The 16201-nt window shown below is 59.6% G+C and carries 14 protein-coding genes, 3 tRNA genes and 1 pseudogene; 10 read left to right on the forward strand and 8 right to left on the reverse strand.

The window, feature by feature from the left end; all coding sequences use genetic code 11:
• Positions 1–204 precede the first annotated feature (204 nt).
• Together gltA and ACZ5WQ_RS06040 are read left to right on the forward strand one after the other, a co-directional pair.
• Positions 205–1479, forward strand: a complete 1275-nt coding sequence (gene gltA / locus ACZ5WQ_RS06035; protein WP_464383363.1) for a citrate synthase — start codon at positions 205–207, stop codon at positions 1477–1479.
• 152 nt (positions 1480–1631) lie between these two features.
• Complete coding sequence (locus ACZ5WQ_RS06040) at positions 1632–2552, forward strand: EamA family transporter (protein WP_464383364.1); 921 nt, start codon at positions 1632–1634, stop codon at positions 2550–2552.
• On the opposite strand, the gene ACZ5WQ_RS06045 is transcribed toward ACZ5WQ_RS06040, so the two are convergent.
• Together ACZ5WQ_RS06045 and ACZ5WQ_RS06050 are read right to left on the reverse strand one after the other, a co-directional pair.
• Positions 2515–2772: a YkgJ family cysteine cluster protein gene (locus ACZ5WQ_RS06045; protein WP_233049749.1), complete on the reverse strand. Its 258-nt coding sequence runs from the start codon at positions 2770–2772 to the stop codon at positions 2515–2517. The genes ACZ5WQ_RS06040 and ACZ5WQ_RS06045 overlap by 38 nt on opposite strands.
• Positions 2772–3644: an NAD(P)-dependent oxidoreductase gene (locus tag ACZ5WQ_RS06050; protein WP_228247174.1), complete on the reverse strand. Its 873-nt coding sequence runs from the start codon at positions 3642–3644 to the stop codon at positions 2772–2774. Before ACZ5WQ_RS06050 ends, ACZ5WQ_RS06045 begins: the two co-directional genes overlap by 1 nt.
• A 127-nt stretch (positions 3645–3771) precedes the next feature.
• On the opposite strand from ACZ5WQ_RS06050, the gene ppnP reads away from it, so the two are divergent.
• Complete coding sequence (ppnP, locus tag ACZ5WQ_RS06055; protein WP_464383365.1) at positions 3772–4053, forward strand: pyrimidine/purine nucleoside phosphorylase; 282 nt, start codon at positions 3772–3774, stop codon at positions 4051–4053.
• A gap of 31 nt (positions 4054–4084) precedes the next feature.
• On the opposite strand, the gene ACZ5WQ_RS06060 is transcribed toward ppnP, so the two are convergent.
• The gene (locus ACZ5WQ_RS06060; protein ID WP_464383628.1) at positions 4085–4531 is read right to left on the reverse strand and encodes an acyl-CoA thioesterase; all 447 of its coding nucleotides are present in this window, start codon (positions 4529–4531) and stop codon (positions 4085–4087) included.
• A 139-nt stretch (positions 4532–4670) separates the two neighbouring features.
• On the opposite strand from ACZ5WQ_RS06060, the gene ACZ5WQ_RS06065 reads away from it, so the two are divergent.
• A complete protein-coding gene (locus tag ACZ5WQ_RS06065) occupies positions 4671–6920 on the forward strand; it encodes an Orn/Lys/Arg family decarboxylase (RefSeq protein ID WP_464383366.1) in 2250 nt (749 codons plus the stop codon).
• Between the two features lie 42 nt (positions 6921–6962).
• Here the strand turns inward: ACZ5WQ_RS06065 and ACZ5WQ_RS06070 are convergent.
• The 5 genes from ACZ5WQ_RS06070 to ACZ5WQ_RS06090 all read right to left on the reverse strand — a co-directional run bounded on the left by ACZ5WQ_RS06070 (position 6963) and on the right by ACZ5WQ_RS06090 (position 9995).
• A tRNA-Ala gene (locus ACZ5WQ_RS06070) sits at positions 6963–7038 on the reverse strand.
• A 41-nt stretch (positions 7039–7079) separates the two neighbouring features.
• A tRNA-Glu gene (locus ACZ5WQ_RS06075) sits at positions 7080–7155 on the reverse strand.
• A gap of 79 nt (positions 7156–7234) precedes the next feature.
• Positions 7235–7310: transfer RNA gene (locus ACZ5WQ_RS06080), tRNA-Ala, on the reverse strand.
• 237 nt (positions 7311–7547) lie between these two features.
• On the reverse strand, positions 7548–9023 hold the full coding sequence (gene gltX / locus ACZ5WQ_RS06085) for a glutamate--tRNA ligase (protein WP_464383367.1): 1476 nt from the start codon (positions 9021–9023) through the stop codon (positions 7548–7550).
• A 69-nt stretch (positions 9024–9092) separates the two neighbouring features.
• On the reverse strand, positions 9093–9995 hold the full coding sequence (locus ACZ5WQ_RS06090; protein ID WP_228247177.1) for a LysR family transcriptional regulator: 903 nt from the start codon (positions 9993–9995) through the stop codon (positions 9093–9095).
• Between the two features lie 102 nt (positions 9996–10097).
• Between ACZ5WQ_RS06090 and ACZ5WQ_RS06095 the strand changes: the two genes are divergently transcribed.
• From ACZ5WQ_RS06095 to ACZ5WQ_RS06120, 6 genes and pseudogenes are all read left to right on the forward strand, one after another.
• Positions 10098–11129, forward strand: coding sequence for an HlyD family secretion protein (locus ACZ5WQ_RS06095; protein ID WP_228247178.1), 1032 nt, complete (start codon positions 10098–10100; stop codon positions 11127–11129).
• On the forward strand, positions 11122–12693 hold the full coding sequence (locus tag ACZ5WQ_RS06100; protein WP_228247179.1) for a DHA2 family efflux MFS transporter permease subunit: 1572 nt from the start codon (positions 11122–11124) through the stop codon (positions 12691–12693). Before ACZ5WQ_RS06095 ends, ACZ5WQ_RS06100 begins: the two co-directional genes overlap by 8 nt.
• A 102-nt stretch (positions 12694–12795) precedes the next feature.
• Positions 12796–14079, forward strand: coding sequence for an NAD(P)/FAD-dependent oxidoreductase (locus ACZ5WQ_RS06105; protein ID WP_228247180.1), 1284 nt, complete (start codon positions 12796–12798; stop codon positions 14077–14079).
• A gap of 166 nt (positions 14080–14245) precedes the next feature.
• Positions 14246–14638, forward strand: coding sequence for a PA2779 family protein (locus ACZ5WQ_RS06110; RefSeq protein ID WP_464383368.1), 393 nt, complete (start codon positions 14246–14248; stop codon positions 14636–14638).
• A gap of 4 nt (positions 14639–14642) precedes the next feature.
• Positions 14643–15578 carry a PA2778 family cysteine peptidase gene (locus tag ACZ5WQ_RS06115; protein WP_464383369.1) on the forward strand — a complete coding sequence of 312 codons (936 nt, stop codon included), beginning with the start codon at positions 14643–14645 and terminating at the stop codon, positions 15576–15578.
• 38 nt (positions 15579–15616) lie between these two features.
• Positions 15617–16038 (forward strand): annotated as a pseudogene (locus ACZ5WQ_RS06120) (PaaI family thioesterase).
• The last annotated feature ends 163 nt before the right edge of the window (positions 16039–16201 follow it).

A 16201-nucleotide genomic window follows, 5' to 3' on the forward strand; every position in this document is an offset into this window, starting at 1 on the left:
ACAACGGAACAACCGGCGGGAAACGCTCTGTTTCCGCGGTGCCAAGTCTAGCCAGGCGACAATAAAAGCTTGCAATTAAACCTTTTAATTGCCCTCATTTCCTTTCACTATCCGCACAATTGACAAACCGATTTATCACCTTATAGTGATGCGGGCCCTGCGTGGGGGGTCACCTTTTCGATACAGCAAAACAGGAGGCCATCAATGGCTGACAAAAAGGCGCAGTTGATCATCGAGGGCGCGGCCCCCATCGAGCTGCCAGTCTATTCCGGGACCATGGGCCCCGACGTTGTGGACGTACGCGGCTTGACCGCCCAAGGCGTATTCACCTTCGACCCTGGCTTTATGGCCACCTCGTCCTGTGAATCCAAGATCACCTACATCGACGGTGACAACGGTGTGCTCCTGCACCGCGGCTATCCGATCGATCAGTTGGCCGAGAAATCCGACTTCCTGGAAACCTGCTTCCTGCTGCTCAAGGGCGAACTGCCCAGCGCAGAAGAGAAGACCAAGTTCGACAACACCATCAAGAACCACACGATGGTTCACGAGCAGCTAAAGAACTTCTTCAACGGCTTCCGTCGCGACGCGCACCCGATGGCCATCATGTGTGGCGTTGTCGGCGCCCTCTCCGCCTTCTACCACGACTCGCTGGATATCAACGATCCGCATCATCGCGAAATTTCCGCGATTCGCCTGATCGCCAAGATGCCGACTCTGGCCGCGATGGTCTACAAGTACTCCATGGGCCAGCCCATGATGTACCCGCGCAACGACCTGAGCTACTCCGAAAACTTCCTGCACATGATGTTCAACACACCCTGTGAAGAGAAGAAGATCAGCCCGGTACTGGCCAAGGCAATGGATCGTATCTTTGTCCTGCACGCCGACCACGAGCAGAACGCATCCACCTCCACCGTCCGCCTGGCCGGCTCTACCGGCGCCAACCCGTTCGCCTGTATCGCATCAGGCATTGCCGCCCTGTGGGGGCCGGCTCACGGTGGTGCCAACGAAGGCGTCCTGCGTATGCTGGACGAGATCGGTGACGTATCAAACATCGAGAAATTCGTTGCCAAGGCAAAGGACAAGGACGATCCGTTCAAGCTGATGGGCTTCGGCCACCGCGTTTACAAGAACTTCGACCCGCGCGCCAAGGTCATGAAGCAGACCTGCGACGAAGTGCTCGCCGAACTGGGCATCAACGACCCGCAGCTGGAACTGGCCATGAAACTGGAGCAGATTGCCCTCAGCGACCCCTATTTCAAAGAGCGCAACCTGTACCCGAACGTCGACTTCTACTCAGGCATCATCCTGAAGGCAATCGGCATTCCGACCGAAATGTTCACCGTTATCTTTGCCACTGGCCGTACTCCGGGCTGGATTGCGCACTGGAACGAGATGATCAGCGGTCCGTACAAGATTGGCCGTCCGCGCCAGCTGTACACCGGCCCAACCCAGCGCGACTACCCTTCCAAGTAATTGCGCCGAGAGTGAAAAAATCCCCGCCATGTGCGGGGATTTTTTTTGCACGCATCAAACTGTTCAGCTCACATGGCACCTGACTGTATGGCTTGCCCGGCGGGCTTTCGTGATTGGATAGACCGCTACCCAAACACACGAGATACCTGCCAATGCCCCTGAGTGACCTGCTCCGCGCGCTCGCCGTGATCCTGTTGTGGGGCCTTAACTTCGTTGTTATCAAGCTAGGGCTCGACAGCCTGCCGCCGATGCTACTTGGCGCCATGCGCTTCACGCTTGCAGCCATTCCGGCCGTATTTTTCATACCCCGACCACGCATCCCCCTGCGCTGGCTAATAGCCTACGGGATGACCATTTCCTTCGGGCAGTTCGCATTCCTGTTCAGCGCCATGACCAGCGGCATGCCGGCAGGCATGGCCTCTCTGGTGCTGCAGTCGCAAGCATTTTTCACCCTGATGCTGGCAGCAGCGCTACTAGGCGAAAAGGCCCGCATCCACAACCTGGCCGGCCTTCTGGTCGCCGCGACCGGGCTGCTGCTGATCGGCCTGCAAAGCGGCTCGAGCATGACAACGCTGGGCCTGATCCTGACGCTGTGTGCAGCCCTGATGTGGGCCTGCGGCAACATCATTACCAAGCAGGTTGGACAGGTTAACCTGACCAGTCTGGTGGTATGGGGCAGCCTTATCCCGCCAATACCGTTCATGGCAATGTCATTCTGGCTCGAAGGTCCGCGACAGATTCACCAGGCGTTGTCAGAGGTCAGCGGGACCGCCATTTTTGCCCTGTTTTATCTGGCATTCGGAGCCACGCTGATTGGCTACGGCCTCTGGAGCCGACTGCTGTCCCGTTACCCGGCGGGCCGGGTTGCGCCCTTCTCGATGCTCGTTCCGGTGGTAGGCCTCAGCTCATCAAGCCTTATTCTCGGCGAAAAGCTCAATGAGATGCAGATTCTGGGCGCGCTACTGATCATGCTGGGACTCGCAGTGAACGTATTCGGTGGCGCTCTACGTCGTCGCGGCAGAGCCTGCAGCAAGGCTAGGCTGCGCCTGTCTCGGACTCCAGCCAACCAATAATCCGCAGAGCGTCAGCCCGCGTGCTGCCGCAAACACTTTCTTCCGGCAAGAATCCCGCACAGACCGCAGGGCGCTCAGGCGAGCCGAAGATCGCACAGCGCATATCAGACAGCAGCTGCACACAGGGCACGCCAGCGGGCTTGCCGCCAGGCATGCCGGGAATCGGCGAGGTAATGGACGGCGCCGTACAACAGGCGCCGCACTCTGCACGACAGTCCATCAATCACCCTTCTGCAGACGGGCGATCAGACTGGATGTATCCCAGCGCCCGCCGCCCATCGCCTGGACATCAGCATAGAACTGGTCAACCAGCGCCGTAACCGGCAGCTGCGCACCGTTGCGCCGGGCCTCATCCAGCACGATGGCGAAGTCCTTGCGCATCCAGTCAACCGCAAAGCCGAAATCAAATTCGCCATCAAGCATGGTTCGGTAGCGATTCTCCATCTGCCAGGACTGCGCAGCGCCCTTGCTGATCACCGACACCACGGCATCGCCATCCAGCCCGGCACGCTGAGCGAAATGCATTGCTTCGGCCAACCCCTGGAGCAAGCCACCGATGCATATCTGGTTCACCATCTTGGTCAACTGACCACTGCCCGCCTCACCCATATGCCGGAGCATCTTCGAATAACAATGCAGAATCGGTCTCGCCAGGTCGAATACCGATTCATCACCACCAGCCATGATCGTCAGCTGCCCCTTCTCCGCCCCCGCCTGGCCACCGGAAACAGGCGCATCCAGAAAGCCTACACCGAGTTGCGCAGCGGCCTGCGCCAGCTCGCGGGCCACGCCGGCCGATGCCGTGGTGTGATCCACTACCACCTGCCCCTTGTGCGAGCCGGCAAATACACCCAGCTCGCCACACACAACAGCTCGCAGATCATCATCGTTGCCAACGCACAGCAGCACAAAATCCTGCCCTCGCGCGGCAGAGGCAGGCGTGTCGGCAAAACGGCCACCATACTCCTGCACCCAGCGCGCCGCCTTCTCGGCAGTACGGTTATAAACCGTAACCTGATGCCCCGCGCGCTGCAGATGCCCCGCCATGGGGTAGCCCATGACACCCAGACCGATAAATGCAACATTTGCCATAGCACACCTCTTTGTTGTCAGACGCCAACGACCGCCCAGCCCTACAGTCGAACCTGCATAACCCCAATTGCCCGCCAGATCAGCCCTCGGCATAATGAGCGCCCTTTCATCTGCAGGAGTATTGCGCGTGTTCCAGGTAAATCAGTATTTCGATGGTCAGGTTGCCTCTATCGCCTTCAAGCAACCCGAAGGCGCAGCCACTGTCGGCGTAATGGCTCCAGGCGAGTACGAGTTCGGCACCACCCAACTGGAAATCATGCACGTCATCAACGGCGCGCTGACCGTCAAGCTGCCCGGCAGCGACGAATGGACCACCTACAACGCTGGCGATCAGTTCACTGTGCCGGCCAACAGTCGCTTCAACCTGAAGGTCGAGCGCGATACCGCCTACCTGTGCGAGTACCGCTGAGCGCCTGCCCGGCGCCCTGCGCCGGGCCTTCTCAGAACCCTTCCGGGGCCTGCGTCATACCTTTGCGATAACCCTCGATAAAGGCCTCGGGCATACGCTTTGGGCGACCGGAAGACAACTCGATACAGACAAATGTGGTACGCGCACGGAGCAAGGTGACCCCGTCACTTTTGCGCACCAACTGAAAGTGCCGCGTCATTCGCAGCTTGCGATCCCAGGTAAAGATCCAGGTCGCCATCTCCAGCTCGTCACCCTCGTATGCCGACGCCAGGTAATCGATCTCGTGGCGCAGTACCGCCATCGCCCGATCCAGCTCACGATACTCCGCCAGCCCCAACCCCAACGACTTGGAATGCTCCCAGGCACAGCGCTCAAGCCAGCGCACATACACTGCATTATTGGCGTGCCCAAGCTCGTCGATATTTTCGGACACGACCTTGATAGGCTGAACAAAAGGGGTTGGCAGATCCCAATTCACTGACATGCATCTCCTTGCGACGTGGTTGCTGGCTGAATGAGCGATGGTACTACAAAGACACCAGCCAAGCCGCACACCTGCATGCAAAGCACGCCAACCTGGATTAGTCTGGAGGCACTGCCAACATCAGGGACGCACCATGTTCAAACAGCTCAACTTCCCGATCCTCGTCATCCATCCCGCCATCGGACAGAACAACGTTGCAGGCCGCCAACTGGCCGCGCTGCTCGAGGCTCTGGGCAATGAAGGCTTTGAGGTACTGGGTGCAGAGCAGCTGGAAGAAGGCCGACTGATTGCCGAGGCACATCGCGGGCTAGCCTGCATCCTCTTCACGCCCGAGGCACTCAGCAAAATAAACGACGTTGAGGCGCTGTTTGATGCTGCGCACAGCCGCTCTCCCGAGCTGCCGATCATGGCAATTACCACCCGCCAGACCATCGACCCCGAGCAACTCGGCGCCCTGCGCGAACTGCACCAGATACGCGGAATCATTTATCTGTTTGAAGACACTCTGCCCTTTATTGCCGGGCAAATTGCGCGTACCGCCCGCAGCTATCTGGCTCAGCTTCTTCCACCCTTTTTCAAGGCCCTGCTCGAGTACAGCAGCCGTGCCAGCTACTCCTGGCACTCACCCGGCCACGGCGGTGGCGTCGCCTTTCGCAAGAGCCCGGTCGGCCGTGCCTTCCATGACTTCTTCGGCGAAAACACCCTGCGTTCGGATCTCTCGGTCTCGGTACCGGGGCTCGGTTCACTGCTTGACCATACCGGCCCGGTTGCCGACGCCGAACACAACACCGCCCGCGTCTTCGGCGCAGATCATGCCTTCTATGTGGTCAACGGCACCTCCACATCGAACAAGATCATCTGGCACGCCTACGTTACCCGTGACGACCTGGTACTGGTTGACCGCAACTGCCACAAGTCGATTCTGCACGCGATCATCATGACTGGCGCCATCCCCATCTATCTGACCGGCTCGCGTAACGACTACGGCATCATCGGCCCGATAGCCCGCCAGAGTTTCAGCAGCGAGCACCTGTCTCACCTGATCAGCAACCACCCCCTGCTGCAGAACCGCACAGACAGCGCCCGCATTCGCCTTGCGGTCCTGACCAACTCGACCTACGACGGCCTGTGCTACAACACCGACATGGTCGCCGAGCAACTGCGCGAGCGCGTTGACGTGCTGCACTTCGATGAGGCGTGGTACGGCTACGCAGCCTTTCACCCCTTCTATCAGGGCCGGCACGGCATGAGCCATAGCCAGCCGAGCCGAACCGGCCACCCCCTTATGTTCGCCACCCAGTCGCCACACAAGGTACTGGCCGCACTGTCCCAGGCGTCCATCATCCTGGCACGCGACAGCGCAGATCAGCAGCTCGACCACGAGCGCTTCAATGAGGCCTACATGATGCACACCTCGACCTCGCCCCATTACGGCATGATTGCGTCGATCGACGTTGCCACCGGCATGATGGCCGGCCCGGCCGGCGAGTCGCTGGTTCAGGAAACCCTGGACGAGGCACTCTCCTTCCGTCGCGCCATGCAGCAGACCGCCGAACAGCTGGCCGATGAGGAATGGTGGTTCGATGTCTGGGAACCAGAGGAGGCACTGGGCGCAGAACAGCTGCAAGCGGAGAACTGGACACTCGGTAACAATGCCGACTGGCATGGCTTTGGCGCCATGGCCGAGGACTATGCGCTGCTCGACCCAATCAAGGTCACCCTGCTCACTCCAGGTATCGAAGAGAAGGGACGGCTTGGCAAAAGCGGCATCCCGGCAGCGATTGTCACCCGCTTCCTTGCCGGTCGCGGCCTGGTCGTGGAGAAGACCGGTCTATATTCCTTTCTCATTCTGTTTTCGCTGGGGATAACCAAGGGCAAATGGAGCACGCTGCTGTCGGAGCTGCGCGAATTCAAGCGCCTGTACGATCAGAACGCACCGCTGGAAAGCACACTGCCCGAGATCGCCCGCCAGCCACAATACGCTGGGCTTGGTCTGCGCGACCTGTGTCAGCAGTTGCACCAATGCTACAAACAGCATGCCCTGGTGCACCTGCAGCGCGCGATGTACACCGAGCTGCCCGAGATGGCACTGCGCCCGGCAGATGCCTATGAGCAAATGGTCAGAGGCAAGGTTGAAGCCGTCCCGGTAAGCGCCCTCAGTGGCCGACTCAGCGCCGTGATGCTGGTGCCTTACCCGCCCGGAATCCCCGTCATCATGCCGGGAGAACGCTTTCCGACGGATAACACCATCGCCGCCTACCTGGCCACTGCAATCGACCTGGAAACCCGCTTCCCCGGCTTTGGCAACGACATTCACGGCCTGCGTCAGGACCTGATAGAAGGCGAACGCTACTGGCGGGTAGATTGCCTGGTCGAGGAATAACAGATAAAAAAAAAGGCCGGCGAATTCGCCGGCCCTTCTAAATGGTGGAGCTAAGCGGGATCGAACCGCTGACCTCCTGCATGCCATGCAGGCGCTCTCCCAGCTGAGCTATAGCCCCAGGTCTTGCGACCCTGACACACTCACATGTGCCGGTAAAAATGGCGTCCCCTAGGGGACTCGAACCCCTGTTACCGCCGTGAAAGGGCGGTGTCCTAGGCCACTAGACGAAGGGGACGCAATCCCTTCTCTGAACAGGCTGGAATCTGTTCAGCAGTGTATAAAACAGGTCAACGCGAACGTTGACCAAAAAAACTTGGTGGAGCTAAGCGGGATCGAACCGCTGACCTCCTGCATGCCATGCAGGCGCTCTCCCAGCTGAGCTATAGCCCCGTCTCAAGGACGGGGCGAATATTAAGAGCGAAGCCCAAGGGTGTCAACAGAAATTTACGCAAAACAGCAACTTATCTAAAACAAAGCCTCAAGCTGGAAGCTGTAAGCCGCAAGCTGATTGGGGTGGCGGCGAATCGCGGCGCGAGGCTCGAACCCCGCGCCGCTTTTGCTTTTGCTTTTGCTTTCAGCTTCTAGCTTCTAGCTTCTAGCTTCTAGCTTGCAGCTTGCAGCTGGAGGCTAGATAGCCTCCAGCTCCTTCTGCCACGCCTTGTTCTCTTTCTTCGAGGTGCCGCCCAGCAGTTCGACGGTTTGACGCAGACGGTAGCGGGTAAGGTCCGGGCCCAGATGTGCCATGGCGTCCAGTACCGAGACCGAGCTGGCCTGGCCGGTGATCGCCGGGAACAGCAGCGGCATCAAATCACGCAGCTTCAGTTCCATATAGGCTGCGACAGCCTGAATGACACCGGTGATGTTGTCCTTGTCCCAGTCGCGCAGCGCTTCAAGCTTCCAGAGCAACAACTGCAGCGCCTTGCGCACGCCGTCGGCGTCCAGCTTTTTGTGCACAAACAGCTCAGGTGAGGGATCAACCTTGCCGGCCATAAAGAAGCCCAGCAGGTTCGGCAGATCACTGAAGGTTTCCACCCGGGTCTGCGCCAGCGAGATCATCGGCTTGAGGTACGCCGGATTCAGCGCCCACTGCTGCACTGCTGCGGCAAACTGGTCTTGCGACAACTCACGAATCCACTGCCCGTTCAACCACGACAGCTTGTCGATATCGAAAATAGGCCCACCCAGCGAGACACGCTGAATGTTGAAGTGCTCGACCATTTCAGCGAGGGTGAATTTCTCCCGCTCATCCGGCATCGACCAGCCCATGCGGCCGAGGTAGTTCAGCAGCGCCTCGGGCAGGTAACCCATGCGCTCGTAGAAGGTGATACTGGTCGGGTTCTTGCGTTTGGACAACTTGCTCTTGTCCGGGTTGCGCAGCAGCGGCATGTGGCACAACTGTGGCATCTCCCAGCCAAAATACTGGTACAACAGGATGTGCTTTGGCGCCGAGTTGATCCACTCCTCGCCGCGCAGGACGTGGGTAATACCCATCAGGTGATCGTCTACCACGTTGGCCAGGTGGTAGGTCGGCAGCCCATCGGCCTTCATCAGCACCTGCATGTCCACCTGTTCCCACGGGATATCGATCTCGCCGCGCAACATGTCCTGCACCTTGCAGATGCCATCGGCCGGGACCTTCATGCGCACAACGTGCGACTCACCGGCAGCAACCCGCGCACTGACTTCTTCGGTGCTCAGGCTGAGGCAGTGGCCGTCATAGCCGGGCGTCTGCTTGTTCGCCATCTGCTCGGCCCGTAGCGCATCGAGACGCTCGCTGGAGCAGAAGCAGCGGAAGGCATGGCCCTTCTCGATCAGCGCTTCACTGTGCTCGTGATAGATCGCGCTGCGCTCGCTCTGACGATAGGGGCCGTGCGGGCCGCCAACATCAGGCCCCTCATCCCACTCAAGTCCCAGCCAGCGCAGCGAATCGAGAATCTGCTTCTCGGAGGCGGCGCTGGATCGGACCTGGTCGGTATCCTCGATACGCAGAATGAACTGACCACCGTGCTGGCGGGCAAAACACTGGTTGAACAGTGCAATGTAAGCGGTGCCAACGTGAGGATCACCGGTAGGGGAAGGTGCGATGCGGGTACGAACAGTCATGAACTCTCTCGATCAGGTGACCCGGACAATCCGGGACGAACTACACAATGGGGCGAATTTTATCAGGGCTCAGCCCTCAACCTCTATATAACTAGACGATCGCAATTGCAGTCGCTCAACCACAAAGTCGATAAACGCCTTCACCTTCATGGCCTGGAAGCGACGCGATGGATAGAGCGCGTACAATTCCCCGGAGGGCAGTTCGGCCTGCTCCAGCACACGCACCAGGGTACCTTCCTCGACACAGGACTCGGCAATAAACGCCGGCACGTTGATGATACCGACCCCGGCCAGCGCCGCCTCGCGCGCGAAGGTAATGTTGTTGACTACCAGTACCGGCGAGATGGGCACGCTAATCGCCGGCTGATCGAACCGCCACTTGCGCGCACCATCGGCCAACGCGTGAATGCAGCGATGATGAGTCAGTTCGGACGCCTCGGCCGGCATGCCGCAACGCTTGATGTAGTCCGGGCTGGCGTACAACTGCCGGGGGCTGGTCATCAGTCGCCGGGCGACCAGGCTGGAGTCCTGTGGCCGCCCGAGGTGGATCACCACATCAACGCCCTCCTCGACCGGGTCGACAGCACGCGTGGTCAGCTCGACCTCAACCTGAATGGCCGGATAGCAGCGCATGAACTCACCGACGACACCTCCGAGAAACAGCTGCCCGAATTCGATGGGCGAGCTGACGCGCAACAGGCCCGTGGGCTCGCGCTGCAGTTGCATGATGGCCTGCTCGGCTTCGGAGAACTCCTGCATGATCTGGCGACAACGTTCGTAGTAGGCCTGCCCTACTTCGGTGAGCCGCAACTTGCGCGTCGTACGGTTGAGCAGGCGCACGCCCAGGCGCTCTTCAAGCTGGGCAATACGGCGGCTGACCGTTGATTTCTGCATACCCAAGGTCGTCGCAGCGCTGGTAAAACTGTGGCACTCCACAACCCGCGTGAAGATCAACGCATCATCCAAACCCATGCTTACTGTTCCCTCGCTGCAACAAAGTTTCCAGATTCTAGCGCCTCCGGCACCCTGCGGAACAGTGTTAGAGTGCAGGCAGAAAAATAATCGAGAAATTGTATGTCAGCCCGAGTTAGAGCACGCCTGTTCGTTTTCCTTCTCCTCTGCGCAATCGCCGGTCTGGTCGCCGTCGGACACTGGTGGCTGGTAGGCCGTTTCTACGAAGAAACCGACAACGCCTACGTTCAGGGCGATATCACCCTGGTATCCAGTCGCCTCTCTGCACAGGTGACAGAGGTACTGGTGGATGACAACCAGGCCGTTGTACCGGGCGACCTGCTGGTCCGGCTTGATCCCCGCGACTTCGAAATTGCCCTGGCGCAAGCGACCGCCAACCTGGCGACCCGCAGCGCCGAGAAGCAACAGGCGCAATCACGGCTACGACAGCAGGACAGCTTGATAGCGGCAGCCGAGGCCAACGTTGAAGCCTCTCAAGCCGAGCAGCGGCGCGTTGAGCTCGACATCAAGCGCATCACACCACTGCGCCAGTCTGGCTATGCCTCCGAAGAACAGCTCAGCAACTACCGGGCGCAGCTGGAAGTGGCTCGAGCGCAGGTCAGCAAGGCACGGGCAGAGCTGCAGACACAAACACTGGCCAAGGATACCCTTGCCGCCGACATCGCCCGCCTGGACGCCCAGATTCAGGCAGCCGAGGCGGCAGTCGGGCAGGCCCGCCTGGACCTTGAACGTACCGAAATTCGCGCCCCGGTCGCCGGCCGAATCGGTCAGCGTAATGTGCGCATCGGCCAGAACGTCTCTCCCGGCAGCAATTTGCTTGCAGTGGTTCCGGATACCGAACTGTGGATCAAGGCCAATTTCAAGGAAACCCAGATCAGCCGTATGCACGAAGGGCTGAGGGCCGAACTGGTATTCGACACCTTTCCCGATCAGCCAGTGACCGGCACCTTACAGAGCCTTTTCCCCGCCTCGGGCGCCCAATTCAGTCTGCTCCCGCCGGACAACGCTACCGGCAACTTCACCAAGGTGGTTCAGCGCATCCCGGTCAAGCTGGTGGTCGATGAAGACAATCCGCTGGCTGGCCTGATCCGACCCGGCATGTCGGTGCACGTGAAGGTCGATCTGCGTGACTAACGCCGGCTCCGCCCACGACATACCACCACCGGGCAGGCGCGACTGGATCGCCCTGCTCAGCGCCATTCTCGGCGCCTTCATGGCGATTCTGGACATTCAGATCATCAACTCGTCGCTGAAGGATATTCAGGGCGCGCTGTCGGCCACCATCGAAGAAGGCTCCTGGATTTCTACCTCCTACCTGGTGGCAGAGATCATCATCATCCCCCTCGCGGCCTGGTTGACTACCATTTTTTCACCACGCCGCTTTGCGGTAACCATCTCGGCCATCTTCGTCATCGCGTCGCTGCTGTGTTCGATGGCCTGGAGCCTGGAAAGCATGATCGTGTTTCGTGCGCTGCAAGGCCTTGCCGGCGGCGCGCTGATCCCGTTTGCCTTTACCCTGATTCTGATCAAGCTGCCGCCCTCCTCGCGCCCCAAGGGCATGGCACTGTTTGCCATTACCGCCACCTTTGCTCCATCAATCGGCCCCACCATCGGTGGCTGGCTGACCGAACATTTTGGCTGGGAATACATTTTCTACATCAACATCGTCCCCGGCATTCTGATGGCCGCCGGGCTGATGTACGGGCTGGACAAGTCGCAACCACGCTGGGATCTGCTGCGCCAGGGCGATTACATGGGCATTGTTACCATGGCGGTCGGCCTGGGTTGCCTGCAGGTGTTTCTGGAAGAAGGCCATCGCAAGGACTGGCTGGAGTCCAATCTGATGCTGGCACTGGCGGTCATCAGCTTTGTCAGTCTGATCAGCTTCGTCATCATTCAGCTCACCAGAGAAAACCCTCTGGTCAATCTGCGCCTGCTAAAGGATCGCAACTTTCTGTTCGGCAGCCTGGCCAATATCGGTCTGGGGGTCGGCCTGTACGGCACCGTATTCGTATTGCCGGTCTACCTGGCCCAGATTCAGCAGTACAACGCGCTGCAGATCGGTCAGGTCATCATGTGGATGGGTATCCCCCAGTTGCTGATCATTCCGCTGGTACCGATCCTCATGCGCTTTATCGATGCGCGGCTGATCTGCGCGACCGGGTTCTTTCTGTTCGCCTTTGCCAGCTTCTACAGCGGCAGCCTGAGCCTGGATTTTGCCGGCGATCAGTTTATCGCCATCCAGATCTTCCGCGCCTTCGGACAACCCATGGTCCTGGTGCCCATGTCGATCATCGCTACCGCCATGATTGCGCCTTCGCAGGCCGGCTCTGCCTCCAGTCTGTACAATATTCTGCGCAACCTTGGCGGCGCTATCGGCATCGCCGCGCTGGCGACCATTCTCGACAGCCGCGCCAAATACTATTTCGACTTCCTGCGTGAGCATATAACCCCGGGCAATCCGGCATTCGAAGAACGCATGCACCTGCTCACCGGCCAGCTGGGCAATGAGCAGAGCGCACTGCAACTGCTGAGCAACCAGGTGCATCAGCAGGCCGCCATCATGGCCTACAACGATGCCTTCCATCTGATTGCCCTGATGCTCGGCTGCTCGATGATCTTCGTATTACTGTGCAAACCATTGCCAAAAGCGCCACCACAAGGTGGCGCGGCAGAGACCGAACCCGCACACCCCTGACTGTCGTTTTTTTTGATCACCCTATAGCAATAGAGCATCCCAAGCGTTAGGATCGGCGCATATTGTCAAATATTTTCAACAAACATTTGCACAGGTGCCCCCATGGCCGAGACCCGACACACCACTTCCTACTACGCAGCCTCAGCCAACCCCGCGCCCGAGCGCCCCGCCCTGCAAGGCAGCCATGAAACCGACGTCTGCATCGTCGGTGCCGGTTTCACCGGTATCTCTGCCGCCCTGCACCTGGCGGAACAGGGCTTCAAGGTCACCGTACTGGAAGCAGTCAAGGTCGGCTTTGGCGCATCCGGTCGTAACGGTGGCCAGATCGTCAACAGCTACAGCCGCGACATCGACGTTATCGAGCGCACCCTGGGCGCTCAGCAGGCACGATTGCTAGGCGATATGGCCTTTGAAGGCGGACGCATCATTCGCGAGCGCGTAGCCCAGTACAACATCCAGTGTGACCTGAAAGACGGCGGCGTCTTTGCCGCGTTCAACAGCAAGCACATGAAGCACCTTGAGGCTCAAAAGCAGCTTTGGGAGCGCTACGGCCACACCCAGCTCGAGATGCTGGACAGCAAGCGCATCCGCGAGGTAGTCAATACCGATATCTATGTCGGCGGCATGCTCGATATGAGCGGCGGCCACATTCACCCGTTGAACCTGGTGCTGGGCGAGGCAGCCGCCTTCGAATCACTGGGCGGCGTCATTCACGAGCTGTCGCCGGTGACCCGTATCGACCAGGGCGAGCATCCCGTCGTGCATACCGCGCAGGGGCAGGTAAAAGCCCGTTATGTGATCGTCGCCGGCAACGCTTATCTGGGCGACCTGCTGCCGCAACTGGCGGCCAAGTCCATGCCTTGCGGTACCCAGGTGGTTACCACAGAGCCGCTGTCGGACGAGCTGGCCGCATCGCTGCTGCCGCAGGACTATTGTGTAGAGGATTGTGCCTATCTGCTCGACTACTACCGTCTCTCCGGCGACAAGCGCCTCATCTTTGGCGGCGGGGTTGTCTACGGTGCCCGTGACCCGAGCAACATCGAGGCGCTGATTCGTCCCAACCTGATCAAGACCTTCCCGCAGCTCAAGGACGTGAAGATCGACTATGCCTGGACCGGCAACTTCCTGCTGACCCTGTCACGCCTGCCGCAGATGGGTCGCATTGGCAACAACATCTACTACTCGCAAGGCTGCAGTGGCCACGGAGTTACCTTTACCCACGTTGCCGGGCGGGTGCTCGCAGAGGTCCTGCGCGGCCAGGCAGAGCGCTTCGACGCCTTTGCCGCGCTGCCGCATTACCCCTTCCCGGGCGGCAGACTGTTCCGCATTCCGTTCACCGCGATTGGTGCCTGGTACTACCAGATGCGCGACAAGCTGGGCATCTGATAAGTCGTGAACCAGGTCACAGCTGCACTGGCATAGTGGAACCCGCAGGCATTGCATGGGTCGATTATAGGGAGCGCGTCTTGCGCACCAGCAGAAGCCACCTATCGTGGTTAACAGCTTCCAAGCAGGGAAGCCACAACAAATCGAGGTATGTCCGATGACTTTCATGCGAACAACAAAGCGTTACCTGTCCATCCTGCTCACCGCCCTGTTCATGCTGACGTCACTGGCCAGCATTCAGGCCCAGGCCGCGATGGTCGGCACTGGTGAGGCCATTGCCCAGCAGCAACTGACCGTGGACCGTGCCGAACTCAAAAGCATGCTCGATGATCAGGCCGTTCAGGACAAGCTGGCCAGCATGGGTGTAACACCCGACCAGGTTGAAAAGCGCATCGACAGCCTGACCGCCGCCGAGCTTGCCCAGTTCAACAGCCAGCTGGATGAAGCACCCGCAGGTGCCGGTGTTGTTGGCATCATCGTGCTATTTCTGGTCATCTTCATCATCACCGACATGCTCTGCGCAACCAACGTCTACAGCTTCGTCAACTGCGTAAACTGACATCATGATCAGGGCTATTCGCCTGGCCCTGGCACTTGGGCTGACAGCACTGCTGTCAGCCTGTGCCGGGCTAACCCCTACCCCACAGCAAAACCTCCCGGACAACCTCCCGGCCAATCGGCTGCTGACCAATCTGCCGTTTCATGCCCAGGATGAGTATCAGTGCGGCCCTGCAGCGCTGTCGATGCTGCTTGGTCAGCGTAACATCGACATTGCACCGGAGCAGCTCACCGACCGTGTCTACTTGCCCGAGCGCCAGGGCAGCCTGCAAGTAGAAATGATTGCGGCCGCCCGAGAACAGGGTCTGCTGGTCTATCCGCTCGCGCCTGAACTGGGCGCCATTCTGCGCGAAATCGATGCCGGCAATGCAGTGCTGGTCATGCAGAATCTGGCCTTCGACTGGTACCCGCAATGGCACTACGCAGTGGTGGTTGGCTATGATCTCAACACCCGGGATCTAATCCTTCACTCTGGCCTGAACGCGCGCCAGCGCGAATCCTTTGCACTATTCCTGCGCACCTGGCAACGCGCGAACAGTTGGGCCGTCGTCGCAGTTCCGGCAGACAGGATACCGGCGACAGCCGAGCCTTTGCCCTACCTGAAAGCTGCAGCGGACCTCGAACAGGTTGGTCAGACCACCAGTGCCGAGGCAGCCTATCGGCAGGCCAGCGAGCGCTGGAGCGATCAGCCGGCGCCACTGCTCGGCCTCGGCAATATCGCCTGGAGCAGCGGGCGCCATAGCGAAGCGCTGGAGCACTTCAGCGAACTGGTGCGGCGTTTCCCCGACTACCAGGCAGGCTGGAACAATCTGGCAACCGGCATGGAAGAACTGGGCTGCACAGAGGCCGCAGAACAGGTTCGTGCCTGCGTCGCAAACCATTCGCAAAACGGCATACATGTTGGCGCTGACGCCGCTTGTACGATCCCGGTCTGTCGATGACCATAGAGCCTCCCCCAGGTGAGGCTCCAATCCTGATGCTGTCATCCTGCGATATTCAAACCCTGATCCGGGAAGGCGTGCCACATGCCGACGACCTCGACTTGCAGGTCATCAGCAGCGATAGCACAACGGCGGTCGCCTGCGTCCCGTTCAACACCCGGCTGATCCGCCCCGGCGGCACACTATCCGGACCAACCATGATGGCACTGGCAGACGCCGCCATGTATGCGCTGATTCTTGCCGGGCCGGGCCGGGTCGCCAGGAGATGGCTGTCACCAGCAACCTGAACATCCACTTTCTGGCACGCCCCGCGCCACTTGACCTCTACGCCAGAGCAACCTGGATGAAGCGCGGCGAACGCCAGGCGGTCTGCGCAGTTGATCTGTACAGCGCGGGCGACGAACACAATCTGGTGGCGCATGCCACCGGCACCTATGCCCTGGCCCGCCAGATACCTTGAGCCTGCCGGCGGTCCTGCGCCAGTTTTTACCGCTACTGCGCAGGCCTTTGCGCACCATGGTGACAACCCCGTCACAACGGCATCCACCGTGAGTCACAGACAGAACCCAAGCTGTTGATTTAACTGATTTATATAGTTCAGGAACAGAGATTGCTGAAGTGAC

This window comes from Halopseudomonas sp. T1L2 (assembly GCF_055397385.1).

Excerpts from the sequence above, each read along its gene's own strand:
- gltA (WP_464383363.1), top strand. The coding sequence starts at position 205 with ATGGCTGACAAAAAGGCGCAGTTGATCATCGAGGGCGCGGCCCCCATC.
- ACZ5WQ_RS06040 (WP_464383364.1), top strand. The coding sequence starts at position 1,632 with ATGCCCCTGAGTGACCTGCTCCGCGCGCTCGCCGTGATCCTGTTGTGG.
- ACZ5WQ_RS06045 (WP_233049749.1), bottom strand. The coding sequence starts at position 2,772 with ATGGACTGTCGTGCAGAGTGCGGCGCCTGTTGTACGGCGCCGTCCATT.
- ACZ5WQ_RS06050 (WP_228247174.1), bottom strand. The coding sequence starts at position 3,644 with ATGGCAAATGTTGCATTTATCGGTCTGGGTGTCATGGGCTACCCCATG.
- ACZ5WQ_RS06065 (WP_464383366.1), top strand. The coding sequence starts at position 4,671 with ATGTTCAAACAGCTCAACTTCCCGATCCTCGTCATCCATCCCGCCATC.
- gltX (WP_464383367.1), bottom strand. The coding sequence starts at position 9,023 with ATGACTGTTCGTACCCGCATCGCACCTTCCCCTACCGGTGATCCTCAC.
- ACZ5WQ_RS06090 (WP_228247177.1), bottom strand. The coding sequence starts at position 9,995 with ATGGGTTTGGATGATGCGTTGATCTTCACGCGGGTTGTGGAGTGCCAC.
- ACZ5WQ_RS06095 (WP_228247178.1), top strand. The coding sequence starts at position 10,098 with ATGTCAGCCCGAGTTAGAGCACGCCTGTTCGTTTTCCTTCTCCTCTGC.
- ACZ5WQ_RS06105 (WP_228247180.1), top strand. The coding sequence starts at position 12,796 with ATGGCCGAGACCCGACACACCACTTCCTACTACGCAGCCTCAGCCAAC.
- ACZ5WQ_RS06110 (WP_464383368.1), top strand. The coding sequence starts at position 14,246 with ATGCGAACAACAAAGCGTTACCTGTCCATCCTGCTCACCGCCCTGTTC.
- ACZ5WQ_RS06115 (WP_464383369.1), top strand. The coding sequence starts at position 14,643 with ATGATCAGGGCTATTCGCCTGGCCCTGGCACTTGGGCTGACAGCACTG.